Annotated in this window: 17 protein-coding genes and 1 pseudogene; 2 read left to right on the top strand and 16 right to left on the bottom strand. The window is 74.8% G+C overall.

What is annotated here, in order from left to right; all coding sequences use genetic code 11:
- Positions 1-200: pseudogene (locus ACFVHB_RS31060) on the bottom strand (FkbM family methyltransferase); the annotation flags it as partial.
- Positions 201-224: 24 nt separating this feature from the next.
- Here ACFVHB_RS31060 and ACFVHB_RS31055 point away from each other — a divergent pair.
- Positions 225-1,211, top strand: coding sequence for a hypothetical protein (locus tag ACFVHB_RS31055; protein WP_380328860.1), 987 nt, complete (start codon positions 225-227; stop codon positions 1,209-1,211).
- A gap of 1,858 nt (positions 1,212-3,069) precedes the next feature.
- On the opposite strand, the gene ACFVHB_RS31050 is transcribed toward ACFVHB_RS31055, so the two are convergent.
- Positions 3,070-3,876 (bottom strand): TrmH family RNA methyltransferase, encoded by an 807-nt coding sequence (locus ACFVHB_RS31050; protein ID WP_380328858.1) that lies wholly within the window; start codon positions 3,874-3,876, stop codon positions 3,070-3,072.
- A 99-nt stretch (positions 3,877-3,975) separates the two neighbouring features.
- On the opposite strand from ACFVHB_RS31050, the gene ACFVHB_RS31045 reads away from it, so the two are divergent.
- Positions 3,976-6,744: a SpoIIE family protein phosphatase gene (locus tag ACFVHB_RS31045; RefSeq protein WP_380328856.1), complete on the top strand. Its 2,769-nt coding sequence runs from the start codon at positions 3,976-3,978 to the stop codon at positions 6,742-6,744.
- A gap of 199 nt (positions 6,745-6,943) precedes the next feature.
- Here the strand turns inward: ACFVHB_RS31045 and cobA are convergent, their stop codons facing one another.
- The 14 genes from cobA to argB all read right to left on the bottom strand — a co-directional run bounded on the left by cobA (position 6,944) and on the right by argB (position 25,104).
- Complete coding sequence (gene cobA, locus ACFVHB_RS31040) at positions 6,944-8,191, bottom strand: uroporphyrinogen-III C-methyltransferase (RefSeq protein ID WP_380328854.1); 1,248 nt, start codon at positions 8,189-8,191, stop codon at positions 6,944-6,946.
- 100 nt (positions 8,192-8,291) lie between these two features.
- On the bottom strand, positions 8,292-12,173 hold the full coding sequence (cobT, locus tag ACFVHB_RS31035; protein WP_380328852.1) for a nicotinate-nucleotide--dimethylbenzimidazole phosphoribosyltransferase: 3,882 nt from the start codon (positions 12,171-12,173) through the stop codon (positions 8,292-8,294).
- A 592-nt stretch (positions 12,174-12,765) separates the two neighbouring features.
- On the bottom strand, positions 12,766-14,040 hold the full coding sequence (gene cbiE, locus ACFVHB_RS31030; RefSeq protein ID WP_380328850.1) for a precorrin-6y C5,15-methyltransferase (decarboxylating) subunit CbiE: 1,275 nt from the start codon (positions 14,038-14,040) through the stop codon (positions 12,766-12,768).
- A gap of 184 nt (positions 14,041-14,224) precedes the next feature.
- Positions 14,225-14,893 carry a GNAT family N-acetyltransferase gene (locus ACFVHB_RS31025; RefSeq protein ID WP_380328848.1) on the bottom strand — a complete coding sequence of 223 codons (669 nt, stop codon included), beginning with the start codon at positions 14,891-14,893 and terminating at the stop codon, positions 14,225-14,227.
- A 250-nt stretch (positions 14,894-15,143) separates the two neighbouring features.
- Complete coding sequence (locus ACFVHB_RS31020) at positions 15,144-15,971, bottom strand: MetQ/NlpA family ABC transporter substrate-binding protein (RefSeq protein ID WP_380328846.1); 828 nt, start codon at positions 15,969-15,971, stop codon at positions 15,144-15,146.
- A gap of 57 nt (positions 15,972-16,028) precedes the next feature.
- Positions 16,029-16,775, bottom strand: a complete 747-nt coding sequence (locus tag ACFVHB_RS31015) for a methionine ABC transporter permease (RefSeq protein WP_380328844.1) — start codon at positions 16,773-16,775, stop codon at positions 16,029-16,031.
- Positions 16,772-17,812 carry a methionine ABC transporter ATP-binding protein gene (locus ACFVHB_RS31010; RefSeq protein ID WP_380328842.1) on the bottom strand — a complete coding sequence of 347 codons (1,041 nt, stop codon included), beginning with the start codon at positions 17,810-17,812 and terminating at the stop codon, positions 16,772-16,774. The genes ACFVHB_RS31015 and ACFVHB_RS31010 overlap by 4 nt, the downstream gene beginning before the upstream one ends.
- A 538-nt stretch (positions 17,813-18,350) precedes the next feature.
- Entirely contained in the window at positions 18,351-18,854 is a 504-nt protein-coding gene (locus ACFVHB_RS31005) for a GNAT family N-acetyltransferase (RefSeq protein ID WP_380328840.1), read from the bottom strand.
- 370 nt (positions 18,855-19,224) lie between these two features.
- On the bottom strand, positions 19,225-19,482 hold the full coding sequence (locus tag ACFVHB_RS31000) for a hypothetical protein (RefSeq protein ID WP_380328838.1): 258 nt from the start codon (positions 19,480-19,482) through the stop codon (positions 19,225-19,227).
- Positions 19,483-19,600: 118 nt separating this feature from the next.
- Positions 19,601-21,025: an argininosuccinate lyase gene (gene argH, locus ACFVHB_RS30995; protein ID WP_380328836.1), complete on the bottom strand. Its 1,425-nt coding sequence runs from the start codon at positions 21,023-21,025 to the stop codon at positions 19,601-19,603.
- An 86-nt stretch (positions 21,026-21,111) separates the two neighbouring features.
- Entirely contained in the window at positions 21,112-22,305 is a 1,194-nt protein-coding gene (locus ACFVHB_RS30990) for an argininosuccinate synthase (protein WP_380328834.1), read from the bottom strand.
- 152 nt (positions 22,306-22,457) lie between these two features.
- The gene (locus ACFVHB_RS30985) at positions 22,458-23,006 is read right to left on the bottom strand and encodes an arginine repressor (RefSeq protein ID WP_380328832.1); all 549 of its coding nucleotides are present in this window, start codon (positions 23,004-23,006) and stop codon (positions 22,458-22,460) included.
- A 17-nt stretch (positions 23,007-23,023) separates the two neighbouring features.
- The gene (locus ACFVHB_RS30980; RefSeq protein WP_380328830.1) at positions 23,024-24,232 is read right to left on the bottom strand and encodes an acetylornithine transaminase; all 1,209 of its coding nucleotides are present in this window, start codon (positions 24,230-24,232) and stop codon (positions 23,024-23,026) included.
- Positions 24,229-25,104, bottom strand: coding sequence for an acetylglutamate kinase (argB, locus tag ACFVHB_RS30975; protein WP_380328864.1), 876 nt, complete (start codon positions 25,102-25,104; stop codon positions 24,229-24,231). Before argB ends, ACFVHB_RS30980 begins: the two co-directional genes overlap by 4 nt.
- Positions 25,105-25,120: the final 16 nt, after the last annotated feature.

The following is a 25,120-nucleotide window of genomic DNA, read 5'->3' as shown; positions in this document are numbered from 1 at the left end:
GGCCGCAGGGCGTCGGGCACCCGGGCGGGCACGTCGGCGGGCCGGGCGGGCCGGGCGTCCAGGCGGGCGGGCACCAGGGGGTGCCCGTCGGTGGCCGGGCCGGCGGGCCGCAGGGCGCCCACCCGGGCGCCCACCCGGGCGTCCACCCCGGTGCCCGGCCCGGCGCCCGGGGAGCGGCGCAGCGTCGGCCGCAGGGCCACTCCGGGCAGGCGGCGACCACACCGATGCCGCGGGCCGAGTCGGCGCAGGCCACCCGGCCGATGCGCGAGCGTCCGCACACCCCGCCGCCCGGGCGGGCCGGCGGGCCGGGCGGGTCGGCGGGGCCGCGCGAGCGGGAGCCGCAGCGGACGGACCGGCCGCGCGGGGAACGGCCGGGCGGCGACCGGCCGCGCGGGCGGGGCCGGGACCGGCAGCACACGCCGGTCCCCGGTGGCCGTCCCGGCACCGCGCGGCAGCGGCTGCTGCGGCAGCGGCTCATCGTCTTCGTCACGGTCACGCTCGGTGTGGCGCTGGCCATCGCCGCGGCGCAGGGCTGCGAGAACCGCAGCGACCAGGGGCGTGGCCCGGCCGGCAGCGGGACGGCGGTCACCGCGGCGTCCGCACCGGCCGACCAGCCGGGTGCCGGCGGCGGGCAGTCGGTGGACGGGGCCGCCCCGTCGCCCGCGCCGCAGTCGCCGACGCCGCTGGCAGCGGCGGCCCGCGGCGGCGTCCCGGCCGGTGAGGCGTTGGCGCCCGCGCAGGGGCCCGGGCCCACCGTCGACTGGCCGAACCGCAGCTACCCCGATCCGGCCGGCGGCCCGGCCATCGCGCTGCGGGACGGCCGCGCGGCCGGGCCGGGGCCGCAGGTCGCGCTGAGCGCCGTACTGCCGGCCCGCTTCAAGGGCGCGCCTGCCGCGCTGGTGGTGCTGCGGCGGGCCGAGGGCTCGGTGCCGGCCGACCTGGTCCAGCTGTTCGGCTTCAACGGGGACGCGCCCGTGCCGCTGACGTCGCGCTCCTCGGCCGCGGATCCGCTGGCCACGGCGACCTGGCGGCTCGACAACGGCGCGCTCGTCCGGGAGGAGCGCAGCGCCCAGACCGGGGCCACCACCTCCACCCGCTACACGGTCCGGTCAGACGGCACCCTGGAGGAGTCCTGGCCCGGCGCCCCCACCCTCACGGTCACCCCGCCCCCCGCCGCAGCCCCCGCACCCCCGACCGCCCCCACCAGCTGACAGCGGGCGGCCCCCGAGAGGCGACTGCACGCCGGCGCCGCACGGAAAGTCGGCCGACCCGACTTCCAGCGCAAGCCCGCGGCCGCCTCGCTGGCGGCAAGGCCAGGGGGCCGCGACGACGTAGAAGGCCACGGCCGCCACAGAGCGACGCTGGCAGATTGCCGCCAAGGTGAAGCCACCACGGCAGACCCCCGCACCAGAAGTCGGCCGACCCGACTCCCCACTCCCCCGGCCAGGGCCCGGACGGAAAGTCGGCGGAACCGACTTCCAGCGCAACCGAGCGGAGGCTACTGAGGGCGAGCTCAGGGTGGGGCGGCGACGACGTAGGAGGCCACGGCCGTGGCGCGCCGACGCCGGTGGAACGCCCGCCAAGGTGAAGCCACCGCAGCAGGCCCGCGCACAGAAAGTCGGCCGATCCGACTTCCAATCCTCGGCCAGGGCCCAGGCGGAAGGTCGGCGGGGTGGGGTCAGAGGGCGGCGACGGCGTGGGAGGCTGCGGCTGCGCCAGGCCGACGCCGGCAGACCGCCCGCCAAGGCAAGGCCACCACGGCAAGCTCCCGCACAGGAAATCGGCCGACCCGACCTCCCACTCCCCCGCCACACACCCCCCACGCCCGCACGAAAAGTCGGCGGAACCGACTTCCAGCGCAAGCCCGCAGCCGCCCCGCTGGAGGCGAGCTCAGGGGCGGCGGCGACAACGTAGAAGGCCACGGCCGCCACAGAGCGACGCTGGCAGATTGCCCAAGGTGAGCCACCATGGCAAGCTCCCCGCACAAGAAGTCGGCCGACCCGACTTCCCACTCCCCACCCGGCCCCGCACGGAAAATCGGCCGAGCCGAGCGGCCTCGCTAACGGGTGGGGTCAAGGGGCGGCAGGGACGTAGGAGGCTGCGGCTGCGGCAGGCCGACGCTGGCGTAACGCCCGCCGAGATGAAGACACGCAGCAGGGGCCCGCACGGGGTCGGGCGGTCCGACTTCCCGCTCCCCCACCCGGCCGGGGCCCGCACTGAAAGTCGGCCGAGCCGACTTCCTACGCAAGCGGGCGGCGGCCGCTGTGGGCGTGGTCAAGTGGGGCGACGACGACGTAGGAAGCCACGACGGCGGAACGCCCGCCAAGGTGAAGCCACCGCAGCACGCCCGCGCACAGGAAGTCGGCCGATCCGACTTCCCACTCCCCCGGCCAGGGCCCGGACGGAAAGTCGGCGGAGCCGACTTCCAGCGCAAGCCCGCATCCGCCCGCTGGAGGCCAGCTCAGGGGGCGGCGGCGACAACGTAGAAAACACGACTGCGCCGGGCCGACGCTGGCGAAACGCCCGCCAAGGTGAAGTCACCGCGGCACGCCGGAAAGTCGGCGGGGGTGGGGTCAAGGGACGGTGACGGCGTGGGAGGCTGCGGGTGCACCGGGCCGGTGCTGGCGGCACGCCCGCCAAGGTGAAGCCACCACGACAAGCTCCCCGCACAGGAAGTCGGCCGACCCGACTTCCCACTCGCCCACCCGGCCGGGGCCCGCACGGAAAGTCGGCGGAGCCGACTTCCTGCGCAAGCGGGCGGCGGGCTCGCTGCGGGGTGGGGTCAAGGGGGCGGCGATGGCGGGGGGAGGCTGCGGCTGCGCCGGGCCGGTGCTGGCGGCACGCCCGCCGAAGTGAAGACACCGCAGCAGGGACCCGCACGGAAAGTCGGCCGAGCCGACTTCCTGCGCAAGCGGGCGCGGCCTCGCTGCGGGGTGGGGTCAAGGGGGCGGCGACGGCGTAGGAGGCCGAGGTCCGCGTGGCGGCGTGGGCGGGAGGTAAGCCAGGGTGAGGCCGACGCGGCAGGCCCCCCGCACGGGGAAGCGGGCGGCGGCCTTGGTGGGGGTGGGGTCAGGGGGCGGTGACGGCGTAGAAGGCCACGGCTGCGGCGGCGCCGACGTTGAGGGAGTCGATGCCGTGGGCCATGGGGATGCGGACGGGGTGGTCGGCGGCGGCGATGGCGTGGCGGGTGAGGCCGTCGCCTTCGGCGCCGAGCATCAGGGCGGCCTTGGGGAGGCGGTTCGGGGCCAGGGTGCCGAGGTCGACGGCGGTGTCCGCCGGGGTCAGGGCGAGCAGGCTGAAGCCGGCCGCCCGGACCGTGTCGAGGGCGGCCGGCCAGGGGTCGAGCCGGGCGTACGGGACGGCGAACACGGCCCCCATCGAGACCTTGACCGCGCGCCGGTACAGCGGATCGGCGCAGTCGGGCGAGAGCAGCACCGCGTCCATGCCGAGGGCGGCGGCGCTGCGGAAGATCGCGCCCAGGTTGGTGTGGTCGACCAGGCCCTCCAGCACGGCCACCCGGCGGGCGCCGGCCAGGACCGCGGCGGCGTCCGGCAGGGGCTTGCGTTCCATCGACGCGAGGGCGCCGCGGTGGACGTGGTACCCGGTGACGGCCTCGGCGAGAGCGGGTTCGACGACGTGGACGGGCGCCTCGGCCTCGGCGATCACGTCCGCCATCACGTCCAGCCACTTGGGGGTCAGCAGCATCGACCGCATCCGGTAGCCGGCGGCGAGGGCGCGGCGGATGACCTTCTCCCCCTCGGCGATGAACAGGCCCTCGGCGGGTTCGCGGCGGCGGCGCAGTTCGACGTCGGTCAGGCCGGTGTAGTCGGCGAGGCGCGGGTCGGCGGGGTCGGTGATGGTGCGGGGTTCGGACACCCTGCGATCTTGCCAAGTCGGGGTGGGGAAGGCCAAACGGCGGAGCGGTGGGGTGTGGTTGGCCTTGGCCCGTCGGCACGCAGAGTGCAAATATGACGTATGGCCCGTTTTTCGGGCCGATCATGGGCTCCGTCGGCTTCTGGTGCTTCTGGCTCCACCACCGCTTCCCGTGCCACAGGCACCGCCGACTCCTCCGGTGGGCGCCCACACGGTCGGCACCAGCAGCCACGAACAGCTCGGCCGAGGCCGGTGAAGCGCCGGTCCGTCGCCGGGCAGGTCTTCGCGTTGCAAGTCCTGGTGGTGCTGCTGCTGGTGGCGGCCGCCGTGGTCGCGCTGGTGGTGCAGTCCCGCAACGACGCCCGGCAGGAGGCGACCAACCGGTCGGTGGCGGTCGCGCAGACCTTCGCCAACTCGCCCGGCATCGTGGAGGCGCTGCGCTCCCCCGACCCGACCGCGATCCTCCAGCCCCACGCGCAGGCGGCGCGGGTCAACGCGGGCGTGGACTTCGTCGTCGTGCTCAGTACCGACGGCATCCGCTACACCCACCCCAACCCGGCCCGGATCGGCCAGAAGTTCGTCGGCAACTACGAGCCCGCCGTGCAGGGCCAGGTGGTCACCGAGCAGGTCAACGGCACGATCGGGCCGCTGGTCCAGGCGATCGTGCCGGTGCGCGCGCCGGACGGCCAGGTGGTCGGGGAGGTGTCGTCGGGCATCACGATCGCCAACGTGAGCAGCGCCAGCGAGCGGCAGCTGCCGGTCGTGCTGGGCGCGGCCGCGGTGGCGCTGGGGCTGGCGACCTGCGGCACGGCGCTGATCAGCCGGCGGCTGCGGCGGCAGACCCACGGGCTCGGCCCGGCCGAGATGACGCGGATGTACGAGCACCACGCGGCGGTGCTGCACGCGGTGCGCGAGGGCGTGCTGATCGTCGCGGGCGACGGGCGGCTGCTGCTGTGCAACGACGAGGCGCGCCGCCTGCTGGACCTGCCGGCCGATGCCGAGGGCCGTCCGGTGACGGAGCTGGGCCTGGACCCGGCTCCCGAGGAGCTGCTGACCGCCAACCGGCCGGTCACCGACGAGGTGGTGCTGGCCGGTGAGCGGCTGCTGGCGGTGAACGTCCGGCTGACCGACCGGGACGGCGGCCCGCCGGGCTGCGTCGCCACGCTGCGTGACTCCACCGAGCTGCTGGCGCTCTCCGGCCGGGCCGAGGTGGCGCAGCGGCGGCTGCGGCTGCTGTACGACGCGGGCGTGACGGTGGGCAGCACGCTGGACGTGACGCGGACGGCCGAGGAGCTGGCGCAGGTGACGGTGCCGCGGTTCGCCGACTTCGTCACGGTCGACCTCGCCGAGCAGGTGCTGGAGGGCGAGGAGCCACCGCCGGGGCTGGCGATCGGGCGGATGCGCCGGGCGGCGTTCAAGGGCGTCCGGGGCGACTCGCCGTTCTACCCGGTGGGCACGGTGCTGGAGGTCAGGCCGTCGACGCCGCTCGCCGGGGCGCTGGACAGCGGGCAGCCGGCGCTGGAGCCCAGGTTGGCGGAGACGCACGCGTGGCGCGAGCAGGACCCGGACGGCGCGGCCCACGCGTTGGAGTACGGGGTGCACTCGCTGGTCCGGGTGCCGTTGCGGGCGCGCGGGGTGCTGCTGGGGGTGGCCCGGTTCTGGCGGGCGGACCGGGCGGAGCCGTTCGAGGAGGACGACCTGGCGCTGGCCGAGGAGCTGGTGTCGCACGCCGCCGTGTGCATCGACAACGCGCGCCGGTACACCCGGGAGCACGCGATGGCGGTGACGCTGCAGCACAGCCTGCTGCCGCGCAGCCTGCCGGAGCAGAACGCGCTGGACGTGGCGCACCGGTACCTGCCCGCACAGGCGGGGGTGGGCGGGGACTGGTTCGACGTGATCCCGCTGCCGGGCGCCCGGGTGGCGCTGGTGGTCGGCGACGTGGTGGGGCACGGCCTGCACGCGGCGGCGACGATGGGGCGGCTGCGGACGGCGATCCACAACTTCTCGACGCTCGACCTGCCGCCGGACGAGCTGCTGGGGCACCTGGACGACCTGGTGAACCGGATAGACCAGGAGGAGTCGGCGACCGGCGGTGCGGCCGCGGTGACCGGGGCGACCTGCCTGTACGCGATCTACGACCCGGTGTCGCGGCGCTGCACGCTGGCGAGTGCCGGGCACCCGCCGCCGGCGCTGGTCGGTCCGGACGGCCGGGTGGTGTTCCCGGAGCTGCCGACCGGGCCTCCGCTGGGGCTGGCGGTGCTGCCGTTCGAGACGGCGGAGCTGGAGGTGGCGGAGGACAGCCGGCTGGTGCTGTACACGGACGGGCTGGTGGAGGACCGCGAGCGGGACATCGACGAGGGGCTGGAGCTGCTGCGGGCGGCGCTGACCGGGCCGCCGCGGACGCCGGAGCAGACCTGCGCGGACGTGCTGGGCGCGATGCTGCCGGCGCATCCGCAGGACGACATCGCGCTGCTGGTCGCGCGGACCCGGGTGCTGGCGCCGGACCAGGTGGCGGAGTGGGACGTGCCGTCCGACCCGGCGGCGGTGAGCGTGGTGCGGGCGGCGGTGGCCGAGCGGCTGGCGCAGTGGGGGTTGGACGAGGCGGCGTTCGTGACCGAGCTGATCCTGAGCGAGCTGGTGACCAACGCGATCCGGTACGGGTCGGGGCCGATCCGGGTGCGGCTGCTCCGGGACCGGGCGCTGATCTGCGAGGTGTCGGACGCGAGCAGCACCTCGCCGCACCTGAAGTACGCGGCGACCACGGACGAGGGCGGGCGCGGGCTGTTCCTGGTCGCCCAGTTCGCGGACCGCTGGGGGACGCGGTACACGGCCACCGGGAAGGTGATCTGGACCGAGCAGCCGCTGGAGTAGCCGGAGCCGCGGGAGGCGCTGGAGCAGGAAGTCGGCCGGGCCGACTTCCTGCTCCAGCGCACTGGGCGAAGTCGCACGTCGCACCGTGCGGGACGGGCCCAGGGGACGGGCTCGGGGGACTGGCCCAGGGACGCGCTCAGGGGACGCGCCCAGGAGGCTGCGGCCGCCCTCAAGGGGCTGCCGGCGCCGGCCCGGCGGGTCAGTGCTGGAAGGCGGCGGCCAGGACGTTGACGACGTCGCCGATGACGATCACGGCCGGGGGCTTGATCTGCTCGGCCTCGACGGTGGCGGCGACGGTGGCGAGGGTGGCGTCCACGCGGCGCTGGGCAGCGGTGGTGCCCTCCTGGACGACGGCCACCGGGGTGTCGGCCGGGCGGCCGCACTCGACCAGCTTGGCCGCGATCGCGCCGATCTTGTCGACGGCCATCAGCAGCACCAGGGTGCCGCTCATCCGCGCGACGGCCTCCCAGTTGGTCAGCGAACGCTCGTCGTCCGGGCCGACGTGGCCGGAGATCACGGTGAACTCGTGCGTCATCCCCCGGTGGGTGACCGGCACGCCGACCGCGGCCGGCACGCTGATCGAGCTGGAGATGCCCGGGACCACGGTGACCGGCAGCCCGGCCTCGGCACAGGCCAGCAGCTCCTCGCCGCCGCGTCCGAACACGTACGGGTCGCCGCCCTTGAGCCGGACCACGAACCTGCCGGCCTTGGCGTGCTCGATCAGGGTGCGGTTGATCGCCTCCTGGGCCATGAACCGGCCGTACGGGATCTTCGAGGCGTCGATCACCTCGACGTGCTCCGGCAGCTCGGCGAGCAGCTCGCGCGGGGCCAGGCGGTCGGCGACCACCACGTCCGCGTCGGCCAGCAGCCGGCGGCCGCGGACGGTGATCAGGTCCGGGTCGCCCGGGCCGCCGCCGACCAGGGCGACGCCGGCGCCGTGCGCGCGGTACTGGCGGGCGGCCAGCGAGCCGTCCCGCAGGCCGTCCACGATGGAGTCGCGCAGCGCGGCGGAGTGCCGCGGGTCGCCGGTGAGGACGGCGACGGTGGCGCCCGCGTCGCGGCCGCTGGCGGGCGTCCAGGCGGTGGCCGCGGCCGCGTCGTCGCTGCGGGAGCAGAACACCCGCTCGCGCTCGGCCTCGGCGCTGACCGCCGCGTTGACCTCCGGGTCGTCGGTGGCGACCAGGGCGTACCAGGTGTCCGCGAGGTCGCCGTCCTGGTAGCGGCGCTCGTGCCAGGTCAGCTCGCCGGCGTCGGCCATGGCCTGGACGGCGGGCGTGGTGGTCGGCGATATCAGGTGCAGGTCGGCACCGGTGGCGATGAGGGCGGGCAGCCGGCGCTGGGCGACGTGGCCGCCGCCGACCACGACGACGCGGCGGCCGGCGAGCAACAGGCCGACCGGGTAGGGCGTGCGGCCCTCGGTACCGGGGTGCGGGTTGGGCGCGGTCATGGGCGGTGCTCCTGATCGGGGGTGAGGGTGGTGGGGGTACGGCACCGCTCCGCGTACCGGCGCGCCCTCGGGCCGGTACACGGAGCGGTGCGGGCAGGCGTCAGGCCTTCTCGGTGACCCCGGCGGAGTCGAACGTGGCTACATCGTGCATCGCCCGGGCCGCACTCTGCACCAGCGGCAGGGCCAGCAGGGCACCGGTGCCCTCGCCGAGCCGCAGGTCGAGGTCGATCAGCGGGCGCAGGCCGAGCTTGGCCAGCGCGGCCTGGTGGCCGGGCTCGGCGGAGCGGTGGCCGGCGATGCAGGCGGCGAGCACCTCGGGGGCGATCGCCTTGGCGGCCAGCGCGGCCGAGCCGGCGATCACGCCGTCCAGGATGACCGGGGTGCGCAGCGAGGCGGCGCCGAGCAGGAACCCGGCGATCGCGGCGTGCTCCAGGCCGCCGACGGCGGAGAGGACGCCGATCGGGTCGGACGGGTCCGGCCGGTGCAGGGCCAGCGCGGCGCGGATCACCTCGACCTTGCGGGCGTGCGTCTCGTCGTCGATGCCGGTGCCGCGGCCGGTGACCTCGGCCGGGTCGAGGCCGGTGAAGACCGAGATCAGGGCGGCGGAGGCGGTGGTGTTGGCGATGCCCATGTCGCCGGTGACCAGGGCCTTGTTCCCGGCCGCGACCAGGTCGCGGGCGGTCTCGATGCCGACCTCGATCGCCTTCAGGGCCTCCTCGCGGGTCATCGCCGGGCCCTGGGTCATGTCGCCGGTGCCGGGACGGACCTTGCGCGGCAGCAGGCCGGTGGTGCGGCCCTGCTGGATCGCGTGGGGCAGTTCGGCGGCGACGCCGACGTCCACCACGCAGACCTCGGTGCCGATCTGCTTGGCGAAGGAGTTGACCACCGCTCCCCCGGCCAGGAAGTTCCCGACCATCTGGGCGGTGACCTCCTGCGGCCACGGGGTGACGCCCTGGGCGTGCACGCCGTGGTCGCCGGCGAAGATCGCCACGCAGGCCGACTCGGGGATCGGCGGCGGGCACTTGCGGGAGAGACCGGACAGCTGGGCGGAGATGATCTCCAGCATGCCGAGCGAGCCGGCCGGCTTGGTCATCCGCTTCTGGCGGTCCCAGGCCTCGCCGAGCGCCTTGGCGTCCAGCGGGCGGATGCCGCGCAGGGTCTCGGAGAGCAGGCTGTGCGGCTCCTCGCCGGGCAGCGCGCGGTTGCCGTACTGCTCCTCGTGGACGACCCAGGACAGCGGGCGCTTCTTCGCCCAGCCCTGCTGCTGGAGCTCGGGCTCGTCCGGGAAGGCGTCGACGTAGCCGACGCAGAGGTACGCGACGACCTCCAGGTGCTCGGGCAGGCCGAGCTCGCGGACCATCTCGTCCTCGTCGAAGAAGCTCACCCAGCCGACGCCGAGGCCCTCGGCGCGGGCGGCCAGCCAGAGGTTCTCGACCGCGAGGGCGGCCGAGTACGGGGCCATCTGGGGCTGGGTGTGGCGGCCCAGGGTGTGCCGGCCACCGCGGGTGCGGTCGGCGGTCACCACGATGTTGACGGGCGTCTCCAGGATCGCCTCGGTCTTGATTTCCTTGAACTGCTTCGCCCGGCCCTTGGGCAGCGAGTCCGCGTACGCCTCGCGCTGGCGCTCGGCCAGTTCGTGCATCTTGCGGCGGGTCTTGGCCGAGCGGATCACCACGAAGTCCCACGGCTGGGAGTAGCCGACGCTGGGCGCGGTGTGGGCGGCCTCCAGGACGCGGATCAGCACCTCGTGCGGGATCGGGTCCGGACGGAAGCCGTTGCGGATGTCGCGGCGCTCCCGGATGACCTGGTGGACGGCCTCGCGGCCGTTCTCGTCGAAGGCGGGGGCGGCGGGGCCGCGCGGCTCGGCGGGCTCCTCGGGGGCGAGGTCCTCGGCGGAGGGCTCCTCGGCGGGCGCCTGGGCGGCCTCCTCGGAGGTCCCGGCGACCGCCTCGACGGCCGGCTCGGCGACCGGCTCGGCGACCGGCTCGACGGCCGGCTCCGGGGCGGCCTGCGCGGCCGGCTCCGGGGCGGCCTGCGCGGCCGGGGAAGCCTCGGCGGGGGCGTCGGCGGACGCCTCGGTGACGGCCTCCGGTGCGGCCTCGGCCACGGGGGCCTCCGCGACGACGGCCTCGGCGCCCTGGGCGGCTTCCGGCTGCGCGTCGGCGCCGGCCTCGGGCTGCGGGGCGGCGGCCTCGGGCGCGACGGCGGCGGGCGCCTCGGTGACGGCCTCCGGTGCGGCCTCGGGCGTCACGGCCTCGGGAGCGGCGGCCCCGGCCGGCGTGGCCTCCTGCGGCTGTTCCGCCCCGGCTCCGGCCCCGGGCTCGCCCTCGGGTGCGGCGACGGCCTGGCCGGACGGCATCTCACCGGTGCCGGCCGCCGTCTCGGCGGCGGCCTCGGGCCGGACCTCGGCCTCGGCGACGGCGGCGGCGCCCTCGGCCGGTACCGCGTCCTGGGCCGGCTCGGCCGCCGGCGCCCCGGGCTGCTCGGCGGGCGCTATGGGGGCGGGCTGCGGCGCCTCGCCCTCGGCGACGGCCTGGACCGGCTCGGCGGCCTGGGCCGGCTCGGTCGCCTCGACCTGCGGGAGACCGTGCGGGGCGGGCGCGGCGAGGAAGGCGGAGATCCGGCGCGGCTGACCGGCCTGCGGCTGCTCGGCCGGGGCGGCGACGGCCTCGGCAGCCGCGGCGGCCTCGGCCACGGGCGCCTCGGCGGCGGCCTCCTGGGCCCCGGCCTGGGCAGGCTCGACCGGCTGCACGTGCGGCTGCTCGACGGGCAGGGCGACGACGGCCTCGGCGGCCGGCTCGGCGACGGGCTCCGCCACCGCCTCGGCGACGACGGCCTCCGCCACGGCGGCCTCGGCGGCCACCGGCTCGACCGTCACCGGCTCCGCGGCCGGAACGGCCCCGGCGGCCCCGGCGGCCTCGGTCACCTCGGCGGCCTCCGCCACCTCGACGACCTCGATGGCCCCGACCATCTGCGGCACCTCCTGGACCAGCTGGACGCCCTGGACCGGCTGCGGCCCCGCCTGCGACACCGGCTGAGCCTGAACGGGCACGGCGGCCTGCGGCTCCGGCTGGCCGACGACGACCGGGATGCCGTGGGCGGGCGTGCCGCCCTGCGAGGGGCCGCGGTCGGCGAGCGAGCGGACCGGCACCTGGCCGGTCATCAGCGACGGGTCCGGGATCGGCGGGCCGGCGTGCAGCGGCCGGCGCGGCTGCTGAGCCGCCGTCAGCGCGTCCTGGCCCTGCGCCTGGAGCGGAACGGCCTGGAGGGGCTGGCCCTGGGCCTGCAGCGGCTGAACCTGCGGCTGCCCCGGGTGCTGCTGCGCGGCCTGGTCGGCGGCGCCGAGCACCGGCGGCTCCAGCGGCGGCCAGGACGGCTCGACCGGGGTACCGGGCACGCCCCGCGGCTCGGCGCCGTGCTGCTCGGCCCCCGGCTCGGCGGGGACGGCGGCGACCGGCTCGCCCCAGGAGCCCTGCGGGCCGGGCATCAGCAGGACGTCGTCCTCGTCGTCGAGCGGGTCCGGCTGGTCGGGCTCGTCGAGGAAGTGGAAGGCGGGGCCCGGCGCGCCCTGGTCGGCCGCCCAGCCCTCACCGGGCACGCCGGCGACGGGCGCGCCGGCCGCACCGACGACCGGGACGCCGTAGCCGGGCGTGCCGAGCGGCTGCGCCTGACCGGGGAAGCCCTGCGGCGGCACCATGCCGGTGGCCGACGGCACCGCGCCGGGCACGCCGTTCCCCGGCACCGCCCCGACCGGCACCCCGCCGACCGGCATCCCGCCGTTCGGGACCGCTCCGTTCGGGATCGCGCCGTTCGGCATCGCGGGCGCCGGGATCACACCGCCGTCCATCGCGACACCCGTCACGGGGGCGACGCCCTGCACGGGTGCGACGGCCGCGACGCCCTCCGGGCCGCCGAGCGGGTCGGACCCGGCGAGCAGGTGCTCCGGCAGTCCCTCGTTCGGGACGTGGCCGCCATCGGTCATGTCAAAGCTCCTTCCAGGCCGCTGCCGCGCCCTTGGCGACGCGATCACCGACCGCAGCGCCCATCCGCACGGGCCGGGCCTGCACCGGCCCGCCCCTCAACCACACACGGCCGCCGCGCCCGAGGCGCTGCGGCCGACGTCCTTCCGGCGCGCTGCGGCACCCCGGCCCGCGCACCACCCGCGAGGGGCGGCGCGTCATCTGAAACAACGACAAGCCGGGGCAACCGGCACGACCGCACCGGACCCTACGGCATTCTCCAGGTCCGGCACGCGGCCCGTCGAATTGCCCACACTCCGAGCCGTACCGGCTTGCATCACGTCAAAAAGGCGACAAACCGACCGGATCGGGCGGGCTCGCGGACGCCGCCGCCGTCCCGGACGCCACACTACCGGCCCGGCGCCACCGCCTCTCGAATCGGTGTCCGGATGCGACCTGGATCACCGCTTCGCGCGCCCCCCGTCCCCCGGCGCACCACCGCCGGCGGGGCGGATCCGCACCGGATCGTCACCGGACCACCGGGACCGGGCCGCAACCCTCACCGGATGTGCCACCCGGCGCCACCCGCCGGACGCCGCCGGAGGCGCTTCGTCTTCACACGATCTGCTCACCCCAGAGCAGGAGCACGCCCGGCTCCCCCGCGCCCAGGCGCAGCGCGCCCGCGCCGTCCGCCGCCAGCGGCGCGGCCTGGAGCAGCGCGCCGTCGGGCCGGTAGCCGGCCTCGCCGATGGCGCGGCGGATCTCCTCCGCCTCGGCGAAGGTGCGGGCCACGGCCACGAAGCGTTCGGGGCGGCGGGCGAGCACGGCGCGCACCACCGGGGTGCCGCCGGACTCGACGACGACGGCGTCCGGCTCGGGCAGGCCGCCGAGCACCTCCGGGCCGCCGCCGTGGACGGTCTCCACCTCGACGCCGTAGCGGCGGGCGTTGACGGCGACGCGGGCACAGGCGGAGCGGTCGGCCTCGACGGCGACCACGGCGGCGCCGAAGCGGGCGGCCTCGACGGCGAGGGCGCCGCTGCCCGCGCCGACCGACCAGACGAGGTCGCCGGGACGGGCACCCAGACGGGCCAGCACCAGGGCGCGCGCGTGCGCGGGGAGCGACTCCGATGCGCCCGGCGCGTCCTCCGCGCGCCCGGCGCCCGCGTAGGCGTCGGCGGGCAGTGCCCAGCCGCGGTCCGCGCCGGGGAAGCCGACCGGGCGCCCGGCCAGCCAGCCGGCCGCCTCGCCGGCCGTGCCGGTCCGCGGGCCGCCGTTGTTGCCGCTGTTGTTGCCGCCGATCACGAGCACCACGCTGGGGTCGCGCCAGATGTGGTCGGCGACCCGGTCGGAGGTGAGGACGGTGACGTCCTCCTCGGGGGTGCCGAGGGCCTCGCAGACCACGAAGGTGCGGTGCACCCCGCGCAGCATCAGGGCGAGTTCGCTGGGCCCGGCACCGGGCGCGGTGAGCACGGCGACCTTGGGGTTGGCCCGGCAGATGTTGGCCGCGCGGCGCAGCCGCCCGCCGTGGGCGCTGACCACCTGGGCGTCCTCCCAGGGCATGCCGGCCCGCGCGAAGGCGGCGGCGACCGAGGAGACGGCGGGCAGGACCTCCAGTTCGAGGCCGTACTCGGGGCGGCGCAGGGTGCGGACGACACCGAAGAAGCCCGGGTCCCCCTCGGCGACGACGACGGCGGCGCCGCGGTGCTCGGCGATCCGGCGGGCGGCGAGCCGGATGTCGCCGAGGGCGATCCGTTCGGCGCCGGACGGCACCGGGAGGGCGCTGAGCTGGTAGGGGGCGCCGGCCACCAGGGTCGCCGCGGCCAGGGCCGCGCCGGCGGCCTCGGTCAGCGGTGTGCCGTCCCACCCGATGACCGTGATCCGGTCAGCCATCTGCGGCCGTTCTCCCTCGCCTCGGTGCGCCGACATGCTGCGCCCGCGTGCGGCGCCGGTGCAGAGGCTACCGGGTGTCATCCCCTGGGCGCCGACATCTCGCACACATGTCCGCCGCCCGTGGACCCGACGGGCGGGGCGCGCCGAGCAGGCCGGCACGCGCCGGCCCGGGCGCGGGCGCGGGTCAGTCGCGGAGGACGTACCGGTGGTCGCCGGGCCGGCGGCCGGCCCCGTGGTCCGCCGGACTCTCCATGTCCTCCGGCAGCAGGCTCCACAGGATGAGGTCGCTGCGGCTCTCTCCTGCGGCCCGGCGGCCGGGAGGCGCCCCGACCGTCATCTCGCCGGACTCGCCGCGCACTATCCAGGCGCTGCGCAGCACACCCTCGCTGATGCCGCCGATCTTCTGGGCGACCTGCTGGGCGGCGGTGTTGCCGGCGGCGGTGCGCATCTCCAGCCGCAGGAAGCCGCGGTCCTCGAAGAGCCACTGGGCGACGGCGAGGACGGCCTCCGGCGCGTAGCCCTCGCCGCGCGCCCAGGGGGCGGTGACGTAGGCGATCTCGGTGGAACGCAGCCGCCAGTCGGTGTTGCGCAGTTCGACCAGGCCGACGAGGCGCTGGGTGAGGTGTTCGGTGACCGCGAAGACGATGCCGTGGCCGGCCGCGCGGTGGGCGGGGGCGAGGGTGCGGGCGAGTTCGGCGGCGTACGCCTCGGTGAAGGGGTGCGGGAGGTCGGTCCAGGCCAGCACGAGCTCGTCGGCCATCATCTCGGCGAGGCCGGGGGCGTCGTCCTCCGCAAGGGGGCGCAGCACCAGCCGTTCGGTGCTGATGGCGGTCTCGGGGAAGCTCGCTGCCATGCCGTCTCTCCTCGCCGGGTCGTGGACACACCGTACGCCTCGCCGGTGCCCCCGGTGTCACGCGGTGCGCGGACCGGACGACGGTACGTCAGAACACGGTCTGTCAGGGCGTCACTGGTGCATACTGCCCGACCGGGCCCCCGCCGGTCAGCGGCGGGGGCCCGGTCGTGGGCGTGCGGGGCCGTGCTCCCGGGTCGGGGCGCGGGTGCCGGAACGCGGGGATCAGCACACGGGGATCAAGAACAGGGAATCAGAACGCGGGGATCACGGAACCCTTGAAGTTGTCCTCGATGTACTTCTTGACCTCGGGCGAGCGGAGCAGCTCGGCGAGCTTCTTGACCCGCGGGTCGTTCTCCTTGCCCTGCTTCACGGCGAGGATGTTGGCGTACGGGTTGCCCTCGGCCTTCTCCAGGACCAGCGAGTCGCCGTTGGGCTTGAGGCCCGCGTCGAGGGCGTAGTTGCCGTTGATGACGGCGGCGTCGAGGTCGTCGATGGAGCGGGGCAGCTGGGCGGCCTCCAGCTCCTTCCACTTGAGGTTCTTCGGGTTGCCGGTGACGTCGGCGGGGGTGGCCCCGGTGCCGACGCCGGCCTTGAGCGTGATGATGTTGTTGTCGGCGAGCAGCTTGAGCGCGCGGCCCTCGTTGGTGGCGTCGTTCGGCAGGCCGACGGTGGCGCCGTTGGCGAGGTCGCCGATGGCCTTGACCTTCTTCGAGTACACGCCCAGCGGCTCCAGGTGGACCGTCCCGACGGAGACGATCTGGGTGCCGTGCTTCTTGTTGAAGTCCTCCAGGTACGGCACGTGCTGGAAGTAGTTGGCGTCGGCCGAGCCGTCCTGCACCGCGGTGTTGGGGGTCACGTAGTCGGTGACCTCCTTGATGGTGAGCTTGAGGCCGGCCTTCTCCGCCAGGTTGTCCTTGACGTACTTGAGGACCTGGCCGTGCGGGGTGGGGCTGGCGACGACTGTCAGCGCGGCGTTCGGGTCGGAGGACCCGGACGAGCCGGAGCTGCCGCAGGCGGCCAGCGAGAGGGCGATGCCGGCGGTGGCGAGGACACTGGTGAACTTCAGGGCGTTGCGCACGAAAAGTGCCTTTCTGCGTGGTACGGGGAACCGCGTCCGGTGCGGACGACGGGTGGTCTAGGGGGTGACGAGGTCCTCGTCGGGCGCGGCCGGGGCGGCGGGGGTGCCGCCGCGCGGGCGGAGCAGGCGGGTCCGGCCTCCGGTGCGGCCGCGGTTGGCCAGGCCGCGGACGGCCCAGTCGCCGAGCAGCTGCACGAGGGTGACGATGATCACCAGCTCGGCGACGATGGTCCACATGAAGGCGGTCTCGAAGCGGAAGTAGCCGTAGTTGATGGCCAGGGTGCCGAGGCCGCCGCCGCCGACCGCGCCGGCCATGGCCGAGTAGCTGATCAGCGTGATGACCGTGGTGGTCACGGAGGCGACCAGGCCGGGCAGGGCCTCGGGCAGCAGGGTCTTGCGGACGATGGTCCAGGTGGAGCCGCCCATCGACTGCACCGCCTCGACCAGGCCGCGGTCCACCTCGCGGACGGACGTCTCGACCAGCCGGGCGAAGAACGGGATCGCGCCGATGGTGAGCGGCACGGTCGCGGCCTGCCAGCCGATGGAGGTGCCGACCAGCCAGCGGGTGAAGGAGATCAGGGCGATCATCAGGATGATGAACGGCACCGAGCGGGCGATGTTCACGACGGCGCCGAGCACCTTGTTGACCGGCCGGTTCTGCAGCAGGCCGCCCTTGTCGGTGACGACGAGCAGGACGCCCAGCGGCAGGCCGAGCAGGACGGTGCCGGCCGTGGCGACGCCGACCATCTGGAGGGTCTCCCAGGTGGCGGGCCACATCAGTTCCTGCATCTGGTCCCAGGTCATGCCACCGCTCCGCTCGCCACGTCGACGCCGTCCGCGCCGATCACGTCCACCTGCAGGCCCTGTTCGCGCAGGAAGCCGATCGGCACCACGTTGTCCGCGCTGCTGCCGGGCAGTTCGACCCGCATCCGGCCGACCATCCGGCCGGCGATGGTCTCGACGGCCGCGCCCAGGATGTTGATGTCGATCTGGTAGGTGCGGGCGAGCTGGGACACGAAGGGCCGGGCGGAGCTGTCGCCCTGGAAGGTGATCTCCAGCACGGTGCCGCCGGGGTGGCCGGTGCCGAACTCGCTGAGCGGGAAGAGCTCGCGGGCGAGCTCGGAGCCGGGCTGGGCGAGCAGGTCGGTCAGCGCGCCGGACTCGACCACCTTGCCGCCGCGCATCAGGGCGGCGGAGTCGCAGACGGACTTGATGACGTCCATCTCGTGGGTGATCAGCAGGACGGTCAGGCCGAGCTGCTGGTTGAGGTCGCGCAGCAGCTTGAGGATGGAGCGGGTGGTCTCGGGGTCGAGCGCCGAGGTGGCCTCGTCGGAGAGCAGCACCTTGGGGTCGCCGGCCAGGGCGCGGGCGATGCCGACGCGCTGCTTCTGGCCGCCGGAGAGCTGGCCCGGGTAGCTGCGGGCCTTGTCGGCGAGGCCGACGAGGTCGAGCAGCTCGGCGGCCTTGCGGCGGCGCTCGGTGCGGTCCAGGCCGATGATCTCCAGCGGGAGTTCGACGTTCTCCTGCACGGTGCGGGAGGACAGCAGGTTGAAGTGCTGGAAGACCATGCCGATCCGGCGGCGGGCCTCGCGCAGCTCCTTGCCGGCGCGGTTCTCGCCGCCGGGGAGCGCGGTCAGCTCGACGCCGTCCACGGTGACGGTGCCGGAGCTGGGGCGCTCCAGCATGTTGACGCAGCGGATGAGGGTGGACTTGCCGGCACCGCTGGTGCCGACGACTCCGTAGACCTCGCCCGGGCGGACGTGCAGGTCGACGCCGGCGAGGGCGGTCACCTCGCGGCCGCGGGAGCGGTAGACCTTGGTGAGGTCCGTGGTGGTGATCACAGGTGCTTCCGTGGGTCGGGGACGGACGGCGTGCGGCCGCCGGACCGGGTTGCGGTCGACGGCGAGGACGGCGTTGCGCCAGGGGGATCCGGACCTGCCAGCCCTGGACCGTCACCGCCGGGCGGTGTCGGGCCGCGCGACGGCGTGGCCCTTGCGGGTCGTCAGGGAGCGCCACCGGCCCGTGGACGGGCAGGCGGAGGGAGGGGGGTTGCGCTGCTGGCAGGCGGGGCGCTCGCGCGGGGCGCGGGCGGCGGGGTCTCGCTTCGGGGCGCGAGCGGTGAGGCGGTGGCCCTCAGCAGTGACACATTCGACGACACATGGCACGCTCACCTGCCGGCAGGGTGCCGGTGGGGGTGCAGTTCGTCGTCGCAGTCATGTGAGCCAGTAAATCAGATGGGCGGATTTGCGCCCAATTCTTTGCATCCGGCGTCCGCAATGCGGACACACAACGCCGCCACCTGCAACGATACGGCCCAGCACCGCCTCCGGATCGTCCGAATGGTGGCGGTGCCGGGCCGGATGGGGCGGCCGGGCGGGGTCAGGCGGAGGCGGCGAGCTCGGCGTCGGCGGACTTCTCCAGGTGGACCAGACTGAGCCGGCCGTTGACCTGCTCGACGGCGGTCTGGCGGTAGCCCTGGCGGGCGTAGAGGCGCAGGTTCCCGAGGCTGCGGTGGCCGGTGAACAGGCGGTAGGCGGTCAGCGGGCGGCCGTCCTCGGCGAGGCGGCGCTCCAGCGCCTCCAGCAGGCGGCCACCCAGGCCGTGCCGCTGCATCCGGGGGTGGACGACCAGACGCCCTATCCGGGCGATGCCGTCGGAGTCGATCCGGCCGCGCACCGTGCCGACCACCTCGTCGCCGAGGCGGGCGACCAGGAACTGCTGCTCGCTCAGCTCGCCGCGCAGGCTCTCCAGGGTCTGTGTCAGCGGCTCCAGGGTCCAGTCGCCGTAGAGCTCGGCCTCGCTCTGGTAGCCGAGGTACTGGAGCTTGAGGATCTGCTCCGCGTCATCGGCGTCCGCCGCCGAGATGATCACGCTCATGCCCATGTGCTGGGGCCTCCCCATCGTCGTGCCCGGCGCGCAAACGTGAGGGTGCCGCACCGGATGCCCTGCCGGAGGTGCCCCGGCCGGGGATCTGCCCTGACCGGGGGTGGCGCACGAACGTACCAGCCGCGGGGCCCGGATCGGGTCCACGGCGCCGGCGGCGCGCTCACGCCCGGGTTCAAGCGCTCGCACGGCCGTCAGGAGCTACGTTCGCCAGCGCTCTACCCCTGTGTCAGCTGCTCTCAACCTCCCGGCCGCCGGACGTGGCCGAGGTCACGTCCGGCGCGGGCGCGTACGACGGCGGTGCGCACGGCGGAGGTGCGCACGGCGCGGGTGCCCACGGCGCGGGTGCCCACGGCGGGGAAGGCCGCGGTCAGCCGTGGCGCTCGGCGTGGAGCAGGGCGCGCAGGCAGGCGAGGCAGCGGGAGCGGGTGGGGCCGATGGAGCCGCGCGGCATGCCGAGGCGTTCGGAGAGCTCGCGGTAGGTGGGCGGCGGGTCCTCGGCGAGGGCCGCGACCAACTGCGGGCAGCGGCCGGGCAGGGCGGCCACCGCCTCGCGGACCAGGCGGCGCCGGAGGGCGGCGAACACCTCGTCCTCGGCGGAGGGGACGGACGGAACGTTGGTGCACATACCGTGCATGACCGGCCGTCGGCCGGAGCGGTTACGGCCGGCCGGTCGCGCGCACGCGGAAGGGGCGCGACGGCCGGTCCGCCACGCCCCTCCCGCGGCCCTCGGGCCGGCCCCGGCCTCAGCCCTGGAGCCACTCCTCCTGGCGCGCCAGGTCGGCCTTGACCTCGGCCAGCTGGACGGCGACCGCCGAGGGGGCGGTGCCGCCGCGCCCGTTGCGCGAGGCGATCGCGCCGTGGACGCTGAGCACGGACCGCACCTCGGGAGTGAGGTGCTCGGAGATCGCGGCGAACTGCTCGTCCGTCAGGTCGGCCAGCTCGATGCCCTGCTGCTCGCAGACCTTGACGCAGGCACCGGCCACCTCGTGCGCGACCCGGAACGGCACGCCCTGCTTGACCAGCCACTCGGCGATGTCGGTGGCGAGCGAGAAGCCGGCCGGGGCCAGCTCCTCCAGCCGCTCCCGGTGCACGGTGAGGGTGGCCATCATGCCGGTGAAGGCCGGGAGCAGCACCTCCAGCGTGTCGCAGGAGTCGAAGACCGGCTCCTTGTCCTCCTGGAGGTCCCGGTTGTAGGCGAGCGGCAGCGCCTTGAGCGTGGCGAGCAGGCCGGTCAGGTTGCCGATCAGACGGCCGGACTTGCCACGGGCGAGCTCGGCGATGTCCGGGTTCTTCTTCTGCGGCATGATCGAGGAGCCGGTGGAGAAGGCGTCGTGCAGCGTGATGAAGCCGAACTCCTTGGTGTTCCAGATGATCACCTCCTCCGCGATCCGGGAGAGGTTGATCCCGATCATCGCGGTGACGAAGGCGAACTCGGCGACGAAGTCGCGCGAGGCCGTGCCGTCGATGGAGTTGCCGACCGAACCGCGCTCGAAGCCGAGGTCCGCGGCGACCGCCTGCGGGTCGAGGCCGAGCGAGGAGCCGGCCAGCGCGCCGGAGCCGTACGGCGACACGGCGGTGCGGGCGTCCCACTGGCGCAGCCGCTCGGCGTCCCGGCTGAGGGCCTGCACGTGCGCGAGGACGTGGTGGGCGAAGAGCACGGGCTGGGCGTGCTGGAGGTGGGTGCGGCCCGGCATGGCGGTGTCCGGGTGCTCCTCGGCCAGGCCCACCAGGGCGTGCTGGAGGTCGAGCACCAGCCCGCCGATGATCTTCGCGTGGTCCCGCAGGTACATCCGGAAGAGCGTGGCGATCTGGTCGTTGCGCGAGCGCCCGGCCCGCAGCTTGCCGCCGAGTTCGGCGCCGAGCCGCTCCAGCAGGCCGCGCTCCAGCGCGGTGTGGACGTCCTCGTCGGCGACGGTGCCGGTGAAGGTGCCGGCCTCGACGTCGGCGAGCAGCTGGTCGAGCCCGGCCAGCATGCCGTCGAGCTCGGCCTCGCTGAGCAGGCCGGCCTTGTGCAGGACCCGGGCGTGGGCCTTGGAGCCGGCGATGTCGTACGGCGCGAGGCGCCAGTCGAAGTGCACCGAGGCGGAGAGCTTGGCCAGCGCCTCGGACGGGCCGTCGGCGAAGCGCGCGCCCCAGAGTCGGACGTCGGCGTTCTGGTCGGCAGGCATCGCTCGGGCTCCTTGCACGTGAGGGGGTCGGTGAGGGGTGGGCCCCGGCCGCGAGGTGGGTCGGCCGGGGCCCGGGGAGGGGTGGCTCAGGCGAGGTCGCGGCGGGCGGCGATCTTCGAGGACATGCCGAAGATCTCGATGAAGCCCTTGGACATCGACTGGTCGAAGGTGTCGCCGGTGTCGTAGGTGGCGAGGTTGAAGTCGTACAGCGACTGGTCCGACTTGCGGCCGTTGACGACGGCCCGGCCCGCGTGCAGGACCATCCGGATCTCGCCCGAGACGTGCTGGTTGGCCTCGTTGACGAAGCCGTCCAGGGCGCGCTTGAGCGGGGAGAACCAGAGGCCGTCGTAGACCAGCTCGGCCCAGCGCTGCTCCACCTGCCGCTTGTAGCGGGCGAGTTCGCGCTCGACGGTGACGTTCTCCAGGGCCTGGTGGGCGGTGATCAGGGCGATCGCACCGGGGGCCTCGTAGATCTCGCGCGACTTGATGCCGACCAGCCGGTCCTCGACCATGTCGAGGCGGCCGATGCCCTGGGCGCCGGCCCGCTTGTTCAGCTCCTCGATGGCCTGCAGGACGGTGACCTTGCGGCCGTCGACGGCGACCGGGACGCCGGCGTCGAAGGTGATGATCACCTCGTCGGCCTCGCGGGGGGCGGCCGGGTCCTGGGTGTACTCGTAGACGTCCTCGATCGGGGCGTTCCAGATGTCCTCCAGGAAGCCGGTCTCGACGGCCCGCCCGAAGACGTTCTGGTCGATCGAGTACGGGGACTTCTTGGTGGTGGCGATCGGCAGGCCCTTGGACTCGGCGAAGGCGATCGCCTTGTCCCGGGTCATCGCGTAGTCGCGGACCGGGGCGATGCACTTCAGGTTCGGGGCGAGCGAGTTGATGCCCACCTCGAAGCGGACCTGGTCGTTGCCCTTGCCGGTGCAGCCGTGGGCGACGGTGGTGGCGCCGTGCTTCTGCGCGGCGGCGACCAGGTGCTTGACGATGACCGGCCGGGAGAGGGCGGACACCAGGGGGTACTGGCCCTGGTAGAGGGCGTTGGCCTTGAGGGCCGGGAGGCAGTACTCGTCGGCGAACTCCTCGCGGGCGTCCGCGACCTCGGCCTCGACGGCACCGCAGTCCAGCGCGCGCTGGCGGATGACGTCCAGGTCCTCGCCGCCCTGGCCGACGTCGACGGCGACGGCGATGACCTCGGCGCCCGTCTCCTCGGCGATCCAGCCGATGCAGACGGACGTGTCCAGACCGCCCGAGTAGGCGAGTACGACGCGCTCGGTCACGGCTTTCTCCTTCACAACTGTGCGAACAGGTTTACGGCGATAGGCATAAGTATGCACTACACCGTATGAAACTCAAAACCCCCGGCCGGGAGTCCGCCGAGGGTCGTGTCCGGGTACGGCTGTGGGCCCGGATCACCGGGCCCACAGGAGGACTACTGGGCCTTGGCCTGCGCGAGTTGCATCAGGTGGTCGGCGAGGGCCTGGCCGCCGGACGGGTCACGGCTGATCAGCAGGACGGTGTCGTCCCCGGCGATGGTGCCGATGATCTCGAAGACCTCGGCCTGGTCGATCGCGGAGGCCAGGAACTGGGCGGCGCCCGGCGGTGTGCGCAGCACCACGAGGTTGCCGGAGGCGGTGGCGGAGACCATGAGCTCGCCGGCCAGCCGGGCCATCCGGCCCTCGCTGGCCGACTCGCCCATCGGTGCGCGTGGCGTGCGGTCGCCGCCCTCGGCCGGGACGGCGTAGATGAGCGCGCCGTCCCGGTTGCGGATCTTCACCGCTCCCAGCTCGTCCAGGTCCCGCGAGAGGGTGGCCTGGGTGACCACCAGTCCGTCGTCGGCGAGCAGCTTGGCGAGCTGGCTCTGCGAGCGCACGGGCTGGCGGGTGAGCAGGTCCACGATTCGCCGGTGGCGCGCGGCGCGGGTCTGCGGGACCTGCGGCGTCGGGCCGGCGGCGGACTGGCCGGAGTTGGGAACGGTCATGTGATTATTCTCCCGGACTACGCTCGGCTCGCATCGGCCGGGGCGTTCTCCCGCACCGTCCGGAGGATCTCCGGCAGCGCGGCCAGGAAGGCGTCCGCCTCCTGCTCGGTGAGCACCAGCGGCGGAGCGAGCCGGACGGCGTCCGGAACGGCGGCGTTCACCAGGAAGCCGGCCTCCTGCGCGGCCGCCTGGACCCGGGCGGACACCGGCTCGGTGAGCACGATGCCGAGCAGCAGCCCGGCCCCGCGCACGTGCGAGACCAGCGGGTCGCCGATCGCCTCGATGCCGTGCCGCAGCCGGTCGCCGAGCTTGCGGACGTGCTCCAGCAGGCCCTCGGACTCGATGGTGTCGAGCACCGCGAGCGCCGCCGCGGCGACCACCGGGTTGCCGCCGAAGGTGGTGCCGTGCTGCCCCGGGGTGAGCAGCTCGGCGGCGTCCCCGAAGGCGAGCACGGCGCCGATCGGCAGCCCGCCGCCCAGCGCCTTGGCGAGGGTGACGACGTCCGGTTCGACGCCCTCGACGGCCTGGTGGGCGTACCAGTACCCGGTGCGGCCGATGCCGGTCTGGATCTCGTCCAGGACCAGCAGGGTGCCGGTGGCCCGGGTGATCTCGCGGGCGGCGGTCAGGTAGCCCTCGGGCAGCGGGATCGCGCCGTTCTCGCCCTGGATCGGCTCCAGGAAGACGGCGGCGGTCTCGGTGGTGACGGCGGCCCGCAGCGCCTCGACGTCGCCGAAGGGGACGTGGGTGACGTCGCCGGGCAGCGGCTGGAACGGCGCCTGCTTGGCGGGCTGGCCGGTGAGCGCGAGGGCGCCCATGGTCCGGCCGTGGAAGCCGCCCTGGAGGGCGACGAGGTGGGTGCGGCCGGTCCGCCGGCTGATCTTGAACGCGGCCTCGTTGGCCTCGGCGCCGGAGTTGCAGAAGAAGACCCGGCCGTCGCGGCCGGAGAGCTTCAGCAGCCGCTCGGCGAGGGCGATGGTCGGCTCGGCCATGAAGAGGTTGGAGACGTGGCCGAGGGTGCCGATCTGCCGGGTGACGGCCTCGACGACCGCCGGGTGGGCGGTGCCGAGGGCGTTGACGGCGATGCCGCCGAGCAGGTCGGTGTACTCCTTGCCGTCCGCGTCCCAGAGCTTGGCGCCCTCGCCGCGGACCAGCGGGATCCGCGGGGTGCCGTAGTTGTCGGTGAAGGAGTGCTGCCACCGGTCGGTGAGTCGCGCGTTGGAAGTCATGCCAGTCCCCCGGTCACGGTCGCTTCGTCGTCCGGCACGACCATCGTGCCGATGCCCTCGTCGGTGAAGATCTCCAGCAGCAGGCTGTGCTGCACCCGGCCGTCCAGGACGCGGGCGGTGCCCACGCCGGAGCGGACGGCGCGCAGGCAGCCCTCCATCTTGGGGAGCATGCCGGAGGCGAGGCCGGGCAGCAGCTCCTCCAGTTCGCTCGCGCTGAGCTGGCTGATCACGTCGTCGGAGTTCGGCCAGTCCTTGTAGAGGCCCTCGACGTCGGTGAGGACGACGAGCATCTCGGCGCCGAGCGCGACCGCGAGGGCGGAGGCGGCGGTGTCGGCGTTGATGTTGTAGACGTGGCCGTCGGTGCCGCGGGCGATCGAGGAGACCACCGGGATCCGGCCGTCGGCGATCAGCGCCTTCACGGCGCCGGCCTCGATGTTGACGATGTCTCCGACCAGGCCGATGTCGACCTGCTCGCCGTCCACCACCGCGTACCGCTTGACCGCGGTCATGGTGTGGGCGTCCTCGCCGGTCATGCCGACCGCGAACGGGCCGTGGCTGTTGAGCAGCCCGACCAGTTCGCGCTGGACCTGGCCGGCCAGCACCATCCGGACCACGTCCATGGTCTCGGGGGTGGTGACCCGCAGGCCGTTGGTGAACGAGGACTCCAGGCCGAGCCGGTCCAGCTGGGCGCTGATCTGCGGGCCGCCGCCGTGCACGACGACGGGGTGCAGGCCGGCGTAGCGCAGGAAGACCACGTCCTGGGCGAAGGCCGCCTTGAGGTCCTCGTCCACCATGGCGTTGCCGCCGAACTTGATCACGACGGTCTTGCCGTGGAAGCGCTCCAGCCAGGGCAGCGCCTCGATCAGCGTCATGGCCTTGGGCAACGCG

This window comes from Kitasatospora sp. NPDC127111, from assembly GCF_042677465.1.
In the GTDB taxonomy this organism is placed as follows: Bacteria; Actinomycetota; Actinomycetes; order Streptomycetales; family Streptomycetaceae; genus Kitasatospora.
This window is presented reverse-complemented; position numbering and strand designations above follow the sequence as displayed.